The following is a 16,911-nucleotide window of genomic DNA, read 5'->3' as shown; positions in this document are numbered from 1 at the left end:
CGTGACGACCTCTCCGGCCGCGACCTACGCCGTCACCGCCGACAATGTGCTGGCCCTGGCGCCCGACACCGCCTCGGTGGGCGCCGCCCGCAAGCTCACCGCCGCGTGGCTGGGCACCGGCACCCACGGCAGTGCGCTGTGGGGGCAGTGCAAGGGCAGCGGCGCCAAGCCCTACCAGACGATCGTCGACCTGTCGGGCCCTGCCTACCGCTGCTCGTGCCCCAGCCGGAAATTTCCCTGCAAACATGCGCTGTCGCTGTTACTGCTCTGGTCGCAGGGCACGATCCCGGCGGCCGACGCTCCCGCCGACTTCGCGGCCGAATGGCTGGCGGGCCGGGCCGCGCGGGCCGCGATACCGGCCGAGCCGGCAGCCCGCGGCACGAAACAGGCGACGCTCGATCAGCGGCGGGCGCGGGTCACCACCGGACTCGACGATCTCGACATCTGGCTCGGCGACCAGATCCGCACCGGCCTGGCGCAGGCCGACCATTCCGCCGCGGCGCTGGAGGCGGTGGCCGCCCGGATGGTCGACTCCCAAGCACCGGGGGTGGCGGCAGCCCTGCGGCAACTGCCGCGCCGCCTGCTCGGCGCCGAACAGTGGCCGGCGATTCTGCTCAGCGAGTACGCCCGGTTGCATCTGTTGATCGGCGCGCACCGGCGGCTCGACGAACTGCCGACCGCGCTGGCCGCCGGAGTGCGCGCCCATATCGGCTATCCGGCCAAGGCCGAGGAGGTCCGCGGCGGCGAGCCCGCGGTCCGCGACCGGTGGATGGTGCTCGGGGTGCGCGTCACCGAGGAGGAACGCGTCTTCACCCGCCGCACCCTGCTGCTCGGGCGGGCCACACAACGCTGGGCGCATGTGCTCGACCACAGCTTCGGCAGTGCCAGTTTCCCGGGCGAGCTGCCGATTCCCGGCACCATGGTCGACGCGGACATGCACTTCTATCCGGGGGCGATGCCGCTGCGCGCGGTCTGGGGCGTCCGCCACGGCGAACCCGAGCCCTTCACCACCATCGTGTCGGAATCGGCGTCCATCGCCGGCCAACTCGAGGCCCACGCGCGAGCGCTGGGCACCGACCCGTGGTTACGGGGATGGCCGATGCTGCTGGCGGATGTGGTCCCCACCCCGGATTCGGACAGCTGGTTTCTCGCCGAACCGGACGGCACGGCGGTGCCGCTCGCCGCGACGGCCGAGGTGCCGTGGCAGTTGATCGGCTTGTCGGGTGGTCACCCCGTGACCGTGGTCGGTGAATGGACCGCGGCGGGATTGATCCCCGTCTCGGCGCTGGTGGCCGGCGAACTCGTCGGAGTAGAGACGGAATCGTTGACGGACGTGCCTACCCCCGGCACCGCGGTCCCGGCCTCGTCGGAGACGGTGGTGCCGGTCGCGCTGCTCGGCACCGCCCGCCGCACCCTCGATCCCGGCGGACTGGCCGATGCGGTGACCGCGGCCGCTCGCGCCGACACTCCAGAACACGCCGTGCTGGGCGCGGTGGCGCTCCAGGAGCTGTACCACCGCGGCGGGGTGCGACCGTCCCGGACCGAGCTTCTCGCCCCGGCCGCCGACGACGATCGCGACCGGTTGCCGCGGGCGGCGGCGCAGCGGCTGCGACATCTGCTGGCGGACGGCTCGCCGATGCTCGCGGAATGGTTCGAGGCGGCCCTGCCCGGCGATCCGCGCGCGCCCGACGCACTCTGCGCCACACTGCTCGAGACCGCGAGAAGCCACGCCGCCCTGCGAGGTCCGTTGCTGCGCCTGGCGGGCGCCCGGGGTCGCTGGCTGGCGGCGTTGCATCCACGCTGGCGACCGCTGCTGCGGACCGGCGGCGACGATCCCGAGGTCTGGACGCACGGCCGGCCCGCCGAACGCCGGAGCTGGCTGGCCGCCCTGCGCGCCCGCGACGCCGCGGCGGCCCGGCGAGCGCTGGCCGGCACCTGGAGCCGGGAACCGGCACGCGGCCGCGCCGAACTGCTGGCGGTCCTGGCCGCCGGAGTCGGGCCCGACGACGAGCCGCTGCTCGAATCCGCCCTCGACGACGCGCGGCCCGAGGTTCGCCGTACGGCCGCCGATCTCCTGGCGCACCTGCCGGATTCGGCCTTCGCGGAACGGATGCGCGAGCGCGCGAGCCGGTGGCTGACAATCCGGTCCGGCACGCTCGAGGCGCACCTGCCGCACGATCTCGACGACGCGGCCCGCCGCGACGGACTCGGCGACCGGCTCGACCCGGTGGCCTACCGCCGCGACGGCGGGGCCGACGTGGATGCCGAACGGCTGCGCCGGCTGATGGCCGCCACCCCGCTGCGCCATTGGGAACAACTGTGCGGCTCTCCGGAGGCGGCCACCGCGCTGCGGCTTCCCGACGACATCCTCGGACCGGTCGCCGCGGGATGGTCGGAAGCGGCTCTAGCACAAGATGATTCCCGCTGGGCGACGCCGCTGTTCGAGGTGCTGACCACCACGCCGACCCTGGGGGCGGATCCGCGGCTGCGGCAGCAGTTGTTCGCGCTGTTGCCGGTCGACCGGCGCGTGCGATACCTGTGCGGCCTGGACAGCAGTTGGCTGGCCGAACTGGAACTGCTGGTCTCGGCGTTACCGCGGCCGTGGCCACAGCCGCTGGCCGAACATCTGGTCCGGCTGCTGCTCGATCGGGCCCATCTGGCCGCTGCCCGTCCCGGCGCGGCCGGGCTGTCCCCCGCCTCCTATCGCACGCTGCTGCGCAGTGCCGCGATCAATTTCCCGGTCCGCGCGGTCGCGGCGGTGTCCGTCGCCGCCCGCCGCTGCGCGGATCCCTCCTGGCAGAGCGCCTTCGACCGCCTCGCCGACGATCTGACCCAACGCACCCTGATGCTCGAGGAGCTGGCATGACCACGACCCAGAACCCGCCCGCCGACCTGCTGCGCCCCCATGCCGAACAGGCCTACGCCGACGAACTCCGGGCCCTCGCCGCCGTCGACGACCGTCCGCGTCCACCGTCGTGGCGGCTCTCGCCCTGGGCGGTGGTCACCTACCTGCTCGGCGACACCCTGCCCGACGGAACGGTGATCACCCCGAAGTACGTCGGGCCGCGACGCCTGATGGAGGTGGCGGTGGCGACGCTGGCGACCGATCGCGCGCTGCTGCTGCTCGGCGTACCGGGCACCGCGAAAACCTGGGTGTCGGAACATCTTTCGGCGGCCGTCAGCGGCGCATCCACCCTGTTGGTGCAGGGCACGTCCGGAACCGCCGAAGAGGCGATCCGATACGGCTGGAACTATGCGCGCCTGCTCGCGGAAGGACCCAGCGACGGCGCGCTGGTGCCCTCGCCGGTCATGACCGCGATGCGCACGGGTGCGATCGCCCGGGTCGAGGAGCTCACCCGCATTCCCTCCGATGTCCAGGACGCACTGATCACGGTGCTGTCGGAGAAGACGCTGCCGGTGCCGGAACTCGGTATCGAGGTGCAGGCGGCCAAGGGCTTCAACGTCATCGCCACCGCCAACGACCGCGACCGTGGCGTCAACGAACTCTCCTCCGCGCTGCGCCGCCGGTTCAACACCGTGGTGCTGCCGCTGCCCGCCGGCGAGGACGACGAAGTCGCGATCGTCACCCGGCGGGTCGAACAACTCGGCGCCGCACTGCAATTGCCGCCGATTCCGGCCGCCGCCGAGGAAGTGCGGCGCGTGGTGCGGGTCTTCCGTGAACTGCGTTCCGGCATCACCGAGGACGGCCGGACCAAATTGAAGTCGCCGTCGGGCACATTGTCGACGGCGGAGGCGATTTCGGTGCTCACCAACGGCATCGCGCTCGCCGCTCATTTCGGGGACGGGGTGTTACGCGCGAGCGATGTCGCCGGTGCGGTACTCGGCGCGGTGATCAAGGATCCGGTCGCCGACGCGGTCGTGTGGACCGAATACCTCGAGGCCGTGGTCCGCGAACGTCCGGAGTGGTCCGATTTCTACCGCGCCTGCCGTGAGGTGCACGGATGAGCGGCGAATCCGTCGCGCTCGACGAGCCGCGGACGCAGATCTTCGGGATCCGCCACCACGGCCCCGGGTCGGCGCGCTCGCTGTCGTGGGCGCTGGAGCGTTTCCGCCCGGATGCGATCCTGATCGAAGGCCCGGCCGACGCCGATCCGCTGGTCGCGTACGTCGCCGCGGAGGGAATGGCGCCGCCGGTGGCACTGCTGGCCTATGCCCCGAACGAGCCCTCGCGGGCGGCGTTCTGGCCGTTCGCGGTGTTCTCCCCGGAATGGCAGGCGCTGCGGTATGCGTCCGAACACGCTGTGCCCGTGAGCTTCTGCGATCTTCCGGCCGCCAACACCCTGGTCCTCGACACCGAGCCGGGTGACAGCGGTGACCCCCTGGCCGCGCTGGCCGCGGCGGGCGGATACGACGATCCGGAGCGGTGGTGGGACGCCGTCATCGAATCGTCGTCGGCTCCCACCGGGAACGGCACCGAGATCTTCGATGCCATCACCGAGGCCATGGGTGTTCTCCGGGCAGCGGCCGCGGACGTGCCCGCGGCGCCGGATACGGATCCCGGATCCGAGGGGCCTGCACCGGATCGGGACGCCGCGAGTGGGATCGATGACGCGGGAGGTGCTGCACCACAGCCGGATTCATCCACACGGGCCGAGCTCGTGCCCGACGGCATCGACCTGCGTACGCTGCAGCGCGAGGCGTATATGCGGCAGGTCATACGCCGGACGCTCAAGAGCGGTGCGCGCCGGATCGCGGTGGTCTGCGGGGCGTGGCATGCCCCGGCGTTGGCGGGCAAACTCGGTCCTGCGGCGGCCGATTCCCGTCTGCTCAAAGGTCTGCCCAAGGTGAAGGCCACACTGACCTGGGTGCCGTGGACCCACTCCCGGCTGGCCGGCTCGTCCGGGTACGGCGCGGGCATCACCTCACCGGGCTGGTATCACCACCTGTTCACCCGGACCGACGAACCGATCGCGCGGTGGTTCACCCGGGTGGCCGGTGCGCTGCGCGCCCGCGACCTGCCGGTGTCCAGTGCGCACATCATCGAGTCGGTACGACTGGCCGAGACGCTGGCCGCGCTGCGCGGGCGCCCGGCACCGGGATTGTCGGAGGTCACCGATGCCACGCGGTCGGTGCTCTGCGACGGCGACGAGTCGATGCTGCGGTTCGTCAGCAGCGAACTGGTCGTCGGCGAGGCGCTCGGTTCTGTGCCCGAGAGCACGCCGACCGTCCCGCTGGATGCCGACCTGCGCGCGCAGGCGCGCACCCTGCGGCTCAAACAGCAGGCCCTGGCCCAGCAGATGAACCTGGATCTGCGCAAGGATCGCGATGTGGCCCGGTCGCATCTGCTGCATCGGCTGCGTCTGCTCGGAATCGACTGGGGCACACCGATGACCGGCGAGGTGCGCAATACCGGCACCTTCCGCGAATCGTGGGCGCTGCGGTGGGAACCCGGCCTTTCGGTCGCGGTCATCGAGGCGTCGCGGTGGGGTACCACCATCCGCACCGCGGCCGAGGCGAAGATTCTCGACCGAGCCGGCGCCGCCGACGCCACGGTCGCCGATATCAGCGCGGCCCTGGAAACCGCGCTGCTGGCCGACCTCGGCGGCGCGGTGGACGGTCTGGTCGGTCGCCTGGAAGCGGTGGCCGCGCTCGATCACGACGTCACCCACCTGCTCGCCGCGCTGCCCGGACTGATCCGCACCCTGCGCTACGGCGACGTCCGCAGTACCGACGTGGGCGCGCTGGCGCAGGTCGCCGACGGCCTGCTCCTGCGCATCTGTGCCGGATTGCCGGGCGCCGTCACCGGCCTCGACACCGATGCCGCCACGCAGCTGCGCGGCCTGATCGATGCCACCCACGTCGCCATCGCGACCCGCGACGAGGCGCACGCCACCCGATCCTGGCTCGCGGCACTGGGCGTGCTGGCCGACCGTGACGATGTGCACGGGGCGCTGGTGGGTCGTGCGGTCCGATTGCTCTGCGACGCGGAAATCATCGCCGACGCCGAGGCCGCGCGGCGGCTGTCGGCGGCGCTGTCGATCGGCCACAGCCCGGCGGAGAAGGCCGCGTGGATCGACGGTTTCCTGGGTGGACGCGGCCTGCTGCTCGTCCACGACCGAGACCTGTTGCGGCGCATCGACTCCTGGCTGCGCGAGCTGGACGAGGAGCAGTTCGTCGCGACCCTGCCGCTGTTGCGGCGGACCTTCGGAGCCTTCGAGGCGGGAGAACGCCAGGCCATCGCCCGAGCCGTCCGGGACGGGACGCCGGTGGCCGCATCGCACCGTGACCGCTCCGGGCCGGACGCCACTCGCGGGATCCTGGCTCTGCACGCGGCGACCGAAATCTTGGTAGGCGCACGATGATTCGAGCGAAGAGGAGCCGACGATGACACGGATCGAATCGGACGAGGCGCAGGCCCGGCGCTGGCGGCTGGTCCTCGGCGCTCCCGCCGAAGCCGGCCTCGGCGGGCTCGGCGCGGCCGAGGACGCGGCGATGGACCGGGCGTTGTCGGCGCTCTACAACGGCGACGAACACACCCCGTCGGACAAGCGCGCCGCCGGCCTGGGTGGTTCGGCGCCGAAGGTCGCCCGGTGGCTGGGCGATATCCGCACCTACTTCCCGTCGACGGTGGTCGAGGTCATGCAGCGCGACGCGATCGACCGTCTGCAACTCACGCAACTGCTGCTCGAGCCCGAACTGCTCGAGGCGGTCGAACCCGACATCCAGCTCGTGGGCACCCTGCTCAGCCTGAACCGCATGATGCCCGAAACCACCCGTGCCACAGCGCGAGTCGTGGTGGAGAAGGTAGTGCGCGATATCGAACGCCGGCTCGCCGCGCGCACGATCGCGGCGGTGTCCGGTGCGCTGAATCGCGCGGCCCGGGTGTCTCGTCCGCGGCTGCGCGATATCGACTGGGACCGGACCATCCGCCGCAACCTCGCCCACTATCTGCCCGAACACCGCACGGTGGTGCCGCAGCAGCTGGTGGGATACGGGCGCAAGGCGCAGGCGGTGCGACGGGAGGTGGTGCTCGCGATCGACCAATCGGGGTCCATGGCGGCCAGCGTCGTCTATGCCTCCGTCTTCGGCGCGGTACTCGCGTCGATGCGCTCGCTGAAGACCTCACTGGTGGTCTTCGATACGGCGGTGGTGGATCTCACCGAGCAACTGTCGGATCCGGTGGATGTGCTGTTCGGCACACAACTCGGTGGCGGGACCGATATCAACCGGGCCATCGCCTACTGCGGGCAACTGATCACCCGGCCCGCCGACACCCTGTTCGTCCTGATCTCCGATCTGTACGAGGGCGGGATCCGCGACGAGATGTTGCGACGGGTCTCGGCCATGAAAGAGGCGGGCGTCCAGGTCCTGGTGCTGCTGGCGCTCTCCGACGAGGGTGCCCCGGCATACGACCACGACAATGCCGCGGCCCTCGCCGCACTGGGAGTCCCCGCCTTCGCGTGCACTCCCGACCGCTTTCCCGATCTGCTGTCGGTGGCGCTGGACCGCGGCGATGTGGCGACGTGGGCCCGATCGCACGCCGGCGGCCGATGACGACACGAGGGACGCTCGCCTGCCGAGCATCGAAAGAGGTTGCCGGGCCGTGGTTCTCACGGCCCGCGGGACCGCGACGCGACTACCTGCTGTTCTCGGCGCGGGGTGGGCTTTCGCCCCCGCGCGGGCCGCGCGGATCGGCGGGCCGCGCGTCGGCGCGGAAATCGACGCGATAACTTGGACCGGTGTTGAAGAATTCCGTGGCCACGACGGCAGGAGCATGGCGGGTAGGTGACGGCACTGCGGTGTCATTTCGCGAGGCGGCGGTGGCCTGGGCGTTGGCCGCACATGCCGAACTGGCCGAAACCGCGACCGGATACGGGCATTTCATCACTGTGAACGAGTTGGCCGAACGGATTCAGGACGTGTCCGGTGTGCACACCGAGGCGCCGACGCGCACCTGGATGGCCGCGATCCTGCGGAAGGTCGCGCGGCGCTGCCACGGCGCCGGCGAGCCGCCGCTGACCGCGCTGTGCGTACGCCAGAACCACACCGTCGGCGACGACTACAAATATGTGCTCGAACTCGCCGGTCTGCCGATTCCCGACGACCTCGAACTACACGCGGCCTACGCCCGCTGGCAGTGCTATCAGCACTACGGTGCGGAGATGCCCGCCGAGGTCGGCGTTCCGCCGCTGACGCCGAAGGTGGACGCACGCCGCCGCGGTCGCGGCGCGACGAAAACCGTGGTGGCACAGGAGGAGAGATTCTCCGAGCCGCGACCGGCGGTCTGCTCGCAGTGCTTCATTCAGCTGCCTGCCGGCGGCATCTGCCAGTACTGCGTCTGAGCCCGATCCGGGCCGGCCGCTGAACGCACCTGCGTCCAGCGGCCGTGTTCCGCACGGATCGGCGCCGCTCACAGATCGGCGATCGCCGCCAGCGGTGGTGTGCGGGCGGCGCGCACGCCCGGCCACAGCGCCGCCAGCACACCGACCACGGCCGAGCCGATCAGCATGCCCACGATCTGGCCCCACGGCACGGTGATCGTGCTCAAGCCCAGATCCGACAGCGTGCGCAGGAATCCGACGCCGAGTCCCAGTCCCAGGACCACTCCGACCACGGCGCCGAAGATCGCGATCAGCATGGATTCGAGATAGATCGTGCGCCGGACCTGTGGTCGCTGCATACCCACGGCGCGGAGCATGCCGATCTCGCGCCGCCGCTCGACGACCGAGAGGGCGAGCGTGTTCACGATGCCCAGGATCGCGATCACCACCGCCAATGCCAGCAGCCCGTACAGGATGGCGAGCATGGTGTTGATCTGTTTGCCCTGCGCGCCTTTGAATTCCTCGCGGTCCTGCACCTGCACCACCACGTAGGAGGCGGTCGCCTTCTCCAGATTGCCCCGCATCGCGGCGACGTCGGCGCCCGGCGCGGCCTTGACCAGCACGATCAGGTCGGTGCGGAACGCCACCGGCATCACCTGATTGTAGAGGTCCGGCGCCACCACCAGGGGGCCGAGCAGCTGGCTGTCGGCATAGATGCCGGCGACGGTCACCGAGAACTTCTTGTTGTCCACACTGGTGACCTCGACGCGGTCGCCCGCGTGCCAATGACGGTCGCCCGCTTCGGTTTCCGACACCAGCAGGGAGTCGCCGGTGAGGTTGTCGGTGCCCTGGCGGATGTCGTAGTGCAGGACCTTCCCCATCGGCGCGTCCGGTGAGGTGCCGGTGACCTGGTCGTCGCCCACGCGCAGCGCGACGCCTCGGAAGGCCACCACATCGGACACGTCCGGAACCGAGCGCGCCGCCTCCGCGGCGCCCAGCGGTACCCCGATCATCTGCGGCCCGGCCAGCACGTAGTCCGCGTTGACACCCTTGTCGACGAGTTCGCCGACACTGGCCTTCGCCGAGGCGCCGAGCATGCCGATCGCCGAGACCAGCATCAGCCCGAGGGTGAGCGCGAACGCGGTGGCGGCGGTGCGGCGCGGATTGCGCAGGGCGTTGTTGCGCGCCATCGCGCCGATCGCGCCGAACGGGCGCACCAGCAGGCCCAGCGCTCCGACCACCGGCCGCGACAGCGCGGGTGAGGCGAAGAGCACCGCGAAGATCAGTGCCGCGGCGCCGACTCCGACCGTGGCCGCGGCGTTGCCGCCGGTGTTGCGCGCCCCGAGCACCACCAGGACCACTCCGATCACGGCCAGCACCGCGCCGATCACCGTGCGCACGCGCAGTGATTCGCCGACCGAGGCGAACTCCTCTCGCATCGCCTCCACCGGCGGAATCTTCGCCGCCCGCCGCGCGGGTGCGTAGGCGCTGGCCACGGTCACCACCAGGCCGATGCCGATCGCCGCCAGCACGGTCCGCGGCAATATCTGCATGGTTCCGGTGGGCAGTCCGAGGTCGAAGGCGTTGAGCAGCGCGGAAAGTCCGAAAGCCAGCCCGATGCCACCGGCCAGTCCGAGCAGGCTGCCGATGAGGCCGATCACGAAGGCCTCCGCCACCACCGACAATCCGACCTGGCGCCGCCCGGCCCCGACCGCACGCAACAGCGCCAGCTCCCGCAACCGCTGCGCCACGATCATCGAGAAGGTGTTGTAGATGATGAACGTGCCGACCAGCAGCGCGATCGCACCGAAGGCGAGCAGGAAGTAGTTGACGAATTTCAGCGCGTTGCCGACCTGGGCCTTCAGGTCGGCGCGTACCTGATCGCCGTCCATGACCTTGTAGTCCGGCGCCACCTTCGTTATCCGGTCCCGCAACGTATCCGGGGAAACCCCGGGCACGGCGGCCACATCCACGTAGGCGACATGCGTTCCGTCGGTGAACAGTTCCCGGGCCTGCGCGTCGTCCAGGAGCAACCCGATGAATCCGCCGGTGTCCGAGGACACGGTGTAGATGCCGCTGACGGTCATATCGATCGTGCCGCGGGAAGGAATCAGCACTTTGGCCTTGTCCCCCACGTGCAATCCGGCTCGGTCGGCCCCGCCGGAATTGATCGCGATCTGCCCCGGTGTCACCGGCGCGACGCCGTCGACGAAATGCTCCGGGTCGGCGATCGCCTTGTCGGGCGGCAGATACGACCGGCCCCAGCTCGGCGCGCCGCCCGTCTGGACCGCATGCCCGTCCTTCAGCAGCACGACGGGCCCCTGTACCGCCGGCGCGACCGCGCGCACGCCGTCGGTCGCGGCGACTTTCGCGACGAGTTCGTTCGGAACACCCAGCGACTGTGTGTGTTTCGGCTCCACCCGCACGTCGACACCCTTCGCCTGATCGGCGAAGATGCCGTCGAAGGTGCGCTGCAGGGTGTCGGTGAAGACGAAAGAGCCTGCGACGAAAGCGGTTCCGAGCACGACCGACAGCAAGGTCAGCGCCAGCCGCACCTTGTGCGCGGCCAGATTGCGCAAGGCCACCTTGCGCATCGGCGATCCAGCCATGGCCTATCCCTCCAGGGACTTCATGCGGTCCAGCACCGAATCCGCTGTCGGATCGCGCAATTCGTCGACGATGCGCCCGTCGGCGAGGAAGATCACGCGGTCGGCGTAGGAGGCGGCATGCGGTTCGTGCGTCACGATCACGACCGTCTGACCGAATTCGTCGACCGCCGCCCGCAGGATCGACAGCACTTCACCGGAGGAGCGGGAATCGAGATTGCCGGTCGGCTCGTCGCCGAAGATGATGTCGGGCCGGCCCACCAGCGCTCGCGCACAGGCGACGCGCTGCTGCTGCCCGCCCGACAGCTCACTCGGCCGATGGTCGAGGCGATCTCCCAGGCCGAGACGTCCGATCACCGTGTCCAGCCACTCCTGATCGGGTGTGCGGCCCGCGATATCCAGCGGCAGGGTGATGTTCTCGAGCGCGGTCAGCGTCGGCACCAGGTTGAATGCCTGGAAGACGAAGCCGATACGGTCGCGGCGCAGGCGCGTCATCTGTTTGTCCGACAGTCCGGTCAGCGCGGTGTCGCCGATGTGCACCGTGCCGGAGGTGGCGCTGTCGAGCCCGGCCAGGCAGTGCATCAACGTCGATTTTCCGGAGCCGGACGGGCCCATGATCGCGGTGAACTCCCGCTGGGCGAAGTCGGCCGAAACCCCGTCGAGGGCGCGGACCTGGGTGTCTCCGGATCCGTACAGTTTCATCAGGTCGGCGGCGCGGGCCGCGAGCGTGGTCGCCGCGGCGGGTTCGGTGCCCAGGGCATCGGCAGTCATGGTCTCCAGTCTGGCCAAACCGGCGTGCGGGCGCCATCAGGATTTCCCCCCAATACCTGGGGCGCACACCCCGCCCCGGCCGGGATGCCGGAGTGCCGGGCGGCGACGCACATATCCTCGTGCCATGGCTGCGCTCACCCCGGTCCTGCTGATGCTCGTCGGTGGGATCGCGCTGGTGCAGCAGGGCATTCTGCGAGGGATGCCGGTGCTCGTGTCGCTCCTGCCGGCCGCGGCGCTCGGCGGCGCGGTGCAACTCGGCCACGATGTGGTCGACGGCGGCGGTGTCACCCGCATCGACGAGCCGATCACCGACTGGGTGGTCGACCATCGCATCGGCTGGTTGAATCCGGCGACCAGCACCTTGACCGATGCCGGCGGCGTCGCGGCGATGACGACCCTCACCATCGTGGCCTGCGCCTGGTTCGGCATGCGGCGAGAGTGGGCGCGACTGCTGACCACGGCTGCGGTGGGTACCGGCGTGGCGGTGATCGGTTCCGTGCTGAAGTCGGCGATCGGACGGCACCGGCCGCCCGCGGTCGATCAGCTGGTCACCGAGACCAGTCCCTCGTTCCCGTCCGGTCATACGCTGGGCAGTACCGCCGTCGTCGGGGTGCTGGCCGCCATGGTCGTGCTGTCGTCGCGCGGGCGCGCGGTGCGCGTCGCGGCCGTCGCGGTCGCGGCGCTGTTCGCCGTGGTGATCGGCCTGACCCGGATCTATCTCGGCGTGCACTGGGCCACCGATGTGCTGGCGGGGTGGGCGATCGGCCTGGTCTGGCTCGTGCTGTGCCTCGGCGCCTACCTGTGGTGGCGGGCTCGGGTCAGCTCGACAGCGCGGCCAGCAGCACCAGAACCACCAGCAGCAGCACCACCGCGCCGACGATGATGCCGATGATCACCCCGGTATTCGATTTCGGCGCCTGGTTCTGCCGGATCTGATTCATCGGCGGCAGCGGCGGCCGGTGCCCGTAGGGCTGGTTGTACTGGCCGGACGCACCGTAGGGCTGCGGCTGGTTCACCGGCCGCGCGGCGGTGGCCGGATACGGCTGGGGCACGACTCCGTGCGGCGGCATCGGTTGCGGCCGGGCCGCGTGCGGCACCGACGGACCGGTCGCGGGCCGGTGCGCGACCGGCTGTCCCGGCCCGGTTCCCGGCCGGCCCGTCGTCGGCATCGGCGGACCGGTGTAGGGGCGGCCGACCGTCGGCATGCGCGGTGCGCTGGCCGGGGAGACCGCCTGGCGGGCGGCGGCGGCGAAGTCCGCACAGCTGCCGAATCGGTCGCCCGCGCGCTTGGCCATCGCCTTCAGCAGAACCGCGTCCAAGCCCGCGGGCAGGCCGGGGCGCACACTGCTCAGCGCCGGCGGCGGCCCCTGCAGATGGCCGCGGATCACCGCCGCCGGATTCGGCGCGTTGAACGGTCCCCGGCCGGTGAACAGCCAGAACAGGCTGCACGCCAGCGAGTACTGATCCGAACTGCCGTCCAGCGGCGCGCCGGTGAGTTGTTCGGGGGAGGCATAGGCCAGGGTCGCGGTGAAGGTTCCGGTCTGGGTGAGATGACCGCCGTCGTCACGCAGGCGGGCGATGCCGAAGTCGGTGAGATACACCCGCTCGCCCTTGCCGCCGGTGGAGCGCGCGAGCAACATGTTGCCCGGCTTCACATCCCGGTGCATGACCCCGTTGCCGTGCGCGTAGTCCAGCGCCTCGGCCACCTCGGCGATGATCTGCACGGCCCGCTCCGGCGGCAGCTTCTTCGGATCCACGCTGGCGGCGTCGATACCGTCGATGTACTGCATCGAGATCCAGAGCTGACCGTCCTCGAGGCCGCGATCGTAGACCGTGACGACCTTGGGATGATCGAGTTGCGCGACCAGATCGGCCTCGCGCTCGAAGCGGGCCCGGATCTCCGGATCGGCGACCATCTCCCGGTTGAGCAGCTTCAGCGCGGTCATCCGCGGCAACCGCGGATGTTTGGCCAGATAGACCTGCCCCATACCGCCGCGGCCCAACAGTCGTTCGATGACGTAGCCCGCGAACACATCACCGTTGGCCAGCATGCCCCGCTCCCACTTCCCGTGCCGGAATCACCGAAACCATAGCAGTCCACGGGAACCGGCATTCTCGATCGATCGGGCCGCCGGCCCGCGTGAACGCCCGGTCCCCGCCTGTCGCTGCGGGCTGTCGGTGCCTACCGATACGCTCTCTGCCATGCGTATTGGAGCACACGTCCGCCAAGACAGTGATCCGATCGGCTTCGGCGAGCGATTGGGTGCCGACGTCATCCAGATGTTCGTGGTGGATCCGCAGAGCTGGGACAAACCGCAGCCGCATCCGCGCACGGAGGAGATCAAGGCCAGCCCGATCGACGTGGTGGTGCATTCCTCCTATCAGATCAACGTGGCCAGTACGAACAACCGGTTGCGCATGCCCTCGCGCAACGCGGTCGCCCAGCAGGCGCAGGCCGCGGCCGATCTCGGCGCGTTCGGCCTGGTCGTGCACGGCGGGCATGTGCGCTCGGATGCCGAGATCGAGGCCGGAATCGTCAACTGGCGCAAGCTGTTCGAACGTCAGCAGGACAAGGGCGGGTTCGCGGTGCCGATCCTCATCGAGAACACCGCCGGCGGTAATCACGCCATGGCGCGCCATTTCGATTCGATCGCCCGGTTGTGGGATGCGGTCGGCGACTTCGGCGCCGGCTTCTGCCTCGACACCTGCCACGCCTGGGCGGGCGGCGAGGAGCTGATCGGGGTCGTCGACCGGATCCGCGCGATCACCGGCCGCATCGATCTGGTGCATCTGAACTCCTCGCGCGACGACTTCAACTCCGGCGCCGACCGGCACGCCAACTTCGCCGACGGCACCATCGACCCGCAGCTGCTCGCCGAGGTGTGCCGCACCGCCGACGCGCCCGTGGTGCTGGAGACCCCGGCCGAAGGCGTCGCCGAAGACCTCGCCTACCTGCGCGAACACGTCGGCTGAGCCACGCCGGCCGGGCGCAGCCCGGCACGCCTTTGTGATCGCGCTGACCGTAAACCTGGTCGCGCTCGGACCCCGATGGTGTGCTCGGAACACAGCACGTTCCGAGCGAAAGGCCCCCCATGTCAAGCGATCACGCAGCAGAGTCCGTGTCCGTGGTGAAACTCGGAACCCACATCGGCGCACGCATCGACGGCGTCCGGCTCGGCGGGGATCTGACTCCGGCGACGGTCGCGGCCATCCGGGCGGCCCTCAACGAGCACAAGGTGATCTTCTTCCGTGACCAGCTCCATCTCACCGAGGACGGTCAGCACGAATTCGCTGAACTGCTCGGCAGCCCGACCACGCCGCACCCGACGGTCACGTCCAAGGGTGTGAAGAGCCTGGCGATCGATTCCCACCACGGCCGCGCCAACAGCTGGCACAGCGACGTCACCTTCGTCGACCGCATCCCGAAGGCCTCGATTCTGCGGGCGGTGAGCCTGCCCAGCTACGGCGGCTCGACCACGTGGGCCTCGACCGTGGCCGCCTACGCGTCGCTGCCCGAGCCGCTGAAGCGGCTGGCCGAGGAGCTGCGCGCGGTGCACACCAACAAGTACGACTACGCCGCCAGCCAGGAGGAGCAGCCGGACCCCAACGCGCAGGCCTACCGCGAGGAATTCCAGTCGACCTACTACGAGACCGAGCATCCGGTGGTCCGGGTGCACCCCGAGACCGGTGAGCGCGCTCTGCTGCTGGGACATTTCGTGAAGCAGTTCGTCGGTCTGTCCACCAACGAATCGCACGCCCTGTTCCGCCTGCTCCAGGATCGCGTGACCCGGCTCGAGCACACCACCCGGTGGAACTGGTCGCTCGGCGACGTGGCGATCTGGGACAACCGTGCCACTCAGCACTACGCGATCGACGACTACGACGGCGCCGAGCACCGCAAGCTCACCCGCATCACACTGGCCGGAGACATCCCGGTCGGCGTGGACGGCCGGACCAGCCTCAGCATCGCCGGTAATGCCGACCACTACTCGATCATCGAGGATCTGGCCGAGGTGGCTTGATTCGCCGGCGCCGGCCGGTGGTTGAATCGGTACATGGAGATTCGACCGCTGGCCGGCGTTCGGGTACTGGAACTGGGCAACTACATCGCGGCGCCGACCGCGGGGCGCATCCTCGGCGACTTCGGTGCCGAGGTGATCAAGGTCGAGCGCCCGAAAACCGGTGACGAGCTGCGCAATTGGCGGCTCTACGGCGGCGACACCTCGATGCTGTATCGCACGGTGAACCGCAACAAGAAGTCGATCACCCTCGATCTGCGCACCGACGCAGGCCGGGCGATCGTGCTGGATCTGATCCGGCACTGCGATGTACTGCTGGAGAATTTCCGGCCCGGCATGCTGGAGAAGTGGGGGCTGGGGCCGGAGGTGCTCGACGCGGCCAATCCGGACCTGGTCATCACCCGCATCTCCGCCTACGGGCAGACCGGGCCGCTTTCGCAGCGGCCGGGTTTCGCCGCGGTCGCGGAGGCGATCGGCGGGCTGCGCGAGCTGGTCGGCGATCCGGATCGGCCGCCGGTGCGGGTGGGCGTATCGATCGGGGATTCCATCGCGGGGATCTACGCCGCCTTCGGCACGGTACTGGCACTGTTCCAGCGCAAGGGCGCCGGGGAACGAATCCCGTTGCCACAGCGCATTGTCGACGTGGCGCTGAACGAGTCGATTCTCTCCGTGATGGAGTCGCTGGTCCCCGACTACGAGGCGTACGGCATCAACCGGCAGCGCGTCGGCGGCCGGATGGAAGGGATCGCACCGAGTAACGCCTACCCGTGTGCCGACGGCACCAGCATCATCATCGGCGGGAACGGCGACGCGATCTTCCGCCGCTATATGCAGGTGATCGAACGCCCTGATCTCGCCGAGGATCCGGAATTGCAGGACAACGCCGGCCGCTGGCGCCACCGCGACCGCCTCGACGCCGCGATAGGCGAATGGAGTGTGCGCCACACCCGCGACGAGGCGCTGGCGATCCTCGAGCAGGCGGCCATTCCGTGCGGCCCGATCTACACCGCCGCCGATATCGTCGCCGACGAACAGTATCGGGCGCGCAACATGATTCAGCACTTCCCGGTCGATGTCGGCGCCACCGAACCGAAACAGGTCGCCTTCACCGGCATCGTCCCGGTGATCGGCGAGCGTTCGCTACCGATCCGCGCGGTAGGCCCCGACCTGGGCGAGCACACCCGCGAGGTCCTGTCGGAACTGCTGGGAATGTCGGACGCCGACATCGATGGC

At 70.1% G+C, this 16,911-nt stretch carries 12 protein-coding genes; 9 read left to right on the top strand and 3 right to left on the bottom strand.

Translation table 11 applies throughout. The features are described 5' to 3' along the window. Position 1: 1 nt before the first annotated feature. From IRT45_RS31845 to IRT45_RS31825, 5 genes are all read left to right on the top strand, one after another. Complete coding sequence (locus tag IRT45_RS31845) at positions 2-2,866, top strand: SWIM zinc finger family protein (protein ID WP_194809501.1); 2,865 nt, start codon at positions 2-4, stop codon at positions 2,864-2,866. Continuing rightward, positions 2,863-3,966 carry an AAA family ATPase gene (locus tag IRT45_RS31840; protein ID WP_194809500.1) on the top strand — a complete coding sequence of 368 codons (1,104 nt, stop codon included), beginning with the start codon at positions 2,863-2,865 and terminating at the stop codon, positions 3,964-3,966. The genes IRT45_RS31845 and IRT45_RS31840 overlap by 4 nt, the downstream gene beginning before the upstream one ends. Next, positions 3,963-6,323, top strand: a complete 2,361-nt coding sequence (locus IRT45_RS31835; RefSeq protein ID WP_194809499.1) for a DUF5682 family protein — start codon at positions 3,963-3,965, stop codon at positions 6,321-6,323. Before IRT45_RS31840 ends, IRT45_RS31835 begins: the two co-directional genes overlap by 4 nt. Before the next feature lie 22 nt (positions 6,324-6,345). Next, on the top strand, positions 6,346-7,515 hold the full coding sequence (locus IRT45_RS31830) for a VWA domain-containing protein (protein ID WP_194809498.1): 1,170 nt from the start codon (positions 6,346-6,348) through the stop codon (positions 7,513-7,515). A gap of 245 nt (positions 7,516-7,760) precedes the next feature. Next, the gene (locus tag IRT45_RS31825; RefSeq protein ID WP_309241246.1) at positions 7,761-8,303 is read left to right on the top strand and encodes a hypothetical protein; all 543 of its coding nucleotides are present in this window, start codon (positions 7,761-7,763) and stop codon (positions 8,301-8,303) included. Between the two features lie 68 nt (positions 8,304-8,371). Here IRT45_RS31825 and IRT45_RS31820 read toward each other — a convergent pair whose 3' ends face one another. Both IRT45_RS31820 and IRT45_RS31815 read right to left on the bottom strand, forming a co-directional pair. Continuing rightward, positions 8,372-10,891 (bottom strand): ABC transporter permease, encoded by a 2,520-nt coding sequence (locus tag IRT45_RS31820; protein WP_194809497.1) that lies wholly within the window; start codon positions 10,889-10,891, stop codon positions 8,372-8,374. Positions 10,892-10,894: 3 nt separating this feature from the next. Next, positions 10,895-11,659 (bottom strand): ABC transporter ATP-binding protein, encoded by a 765-nt coding sequence (locus IRT45_RS31815; RefSeq protein ID WP_194809496.1) that lies wholly within the window; start codon positions 11,657-11,659, stop codon positions 10,895-10,897. A gap of 124 nt (positions 11,660-11,783) precedes the next feature. On the opposite strand from IRT45_RS31815, the gene IRT45_RS37890 reads away from it, so the two are divergent. After that, a complete protein-coding gene (locus IRT45_RS37890; protein WP_194809495.1) occupies positions 11,784-12,542 on the top strand; it encodes a phosphatase PAP2 family protein in 759 nt (252 codons plus the stop codon). On the opposite strand, the gene IRT45_RS31805 is transcribed toward IRT45_RS37890, so the two are convergent. Beyond that, positions 12,478-13,710 carry a serine/threonine-protein kinase gene (locus tag IRT45_RS31805; RefSeq protein WP_194809494.1) on the bottom strand — a complete coding sequence of 411 codons (1,233 nt, stop codon included), beginning with the start codon at positions 13,708-13,710 and terminating at the stop codon, positions 12,478-12,480. The two genes, IRT45_RS37890 and IRT45_RS31805, sit on opposite strands and share 65 nt — an antisense overlap. Positions 13,711-13,861: 151 nt before the next feature. On the opposite strand from IRT45_RS31805, the gene IRT45_RS31800 reads away from it, so the two are divergent. The 3 genes from IRT45_RS31800 to IRT45_RS31790 form a co-directional block, all read left to right on the top strand. Next, complete coding sequence (locus tag IRT45_RS31800) at positions 13,862-14,632, top strand: deoxyribonuclease IV (protein WP_194809493.1); 771 nt, start codon at positions 13,862-13,864, stop codon at positions 14,630-14,632. A 119-nt stretch (positions 14,633-14,751) separates the two neighbouring features. Beyond that, entirely contained in the window at positions 14,752-15,681 is a 930-nt protein-coding gene (locus IRT45_RS31795) for a TauD/TfdA family dioxygenase (protein WP_194809492.1), read from the top strand. A gap of 33 nt (positions 15,682-15,714) precedes the next feature. After that, positions 15,715-16,911, top strand: a 1,197-nt coding sequence (locus IRT45_RS31790; protein WP_194809491.1) for a CaiB/BaiF CoA-transferase family protein, incomplete at its 3' end; no start/stop codon positions are given.

It is taken from the genome of Nocardia sp. BSTN01 (assembly GCF_015354405.1).
Lineage (GTDB): Bacteria > Actinomycetota > Actinomycetes > Mycobacteriales > Mycobacteriaceae > Nocardia.
The sequence above is the reverse complement of the archived record's forward strand: the minus strand, read 5'-3'. Positions and strand labels throughout refer to the sequence as shown.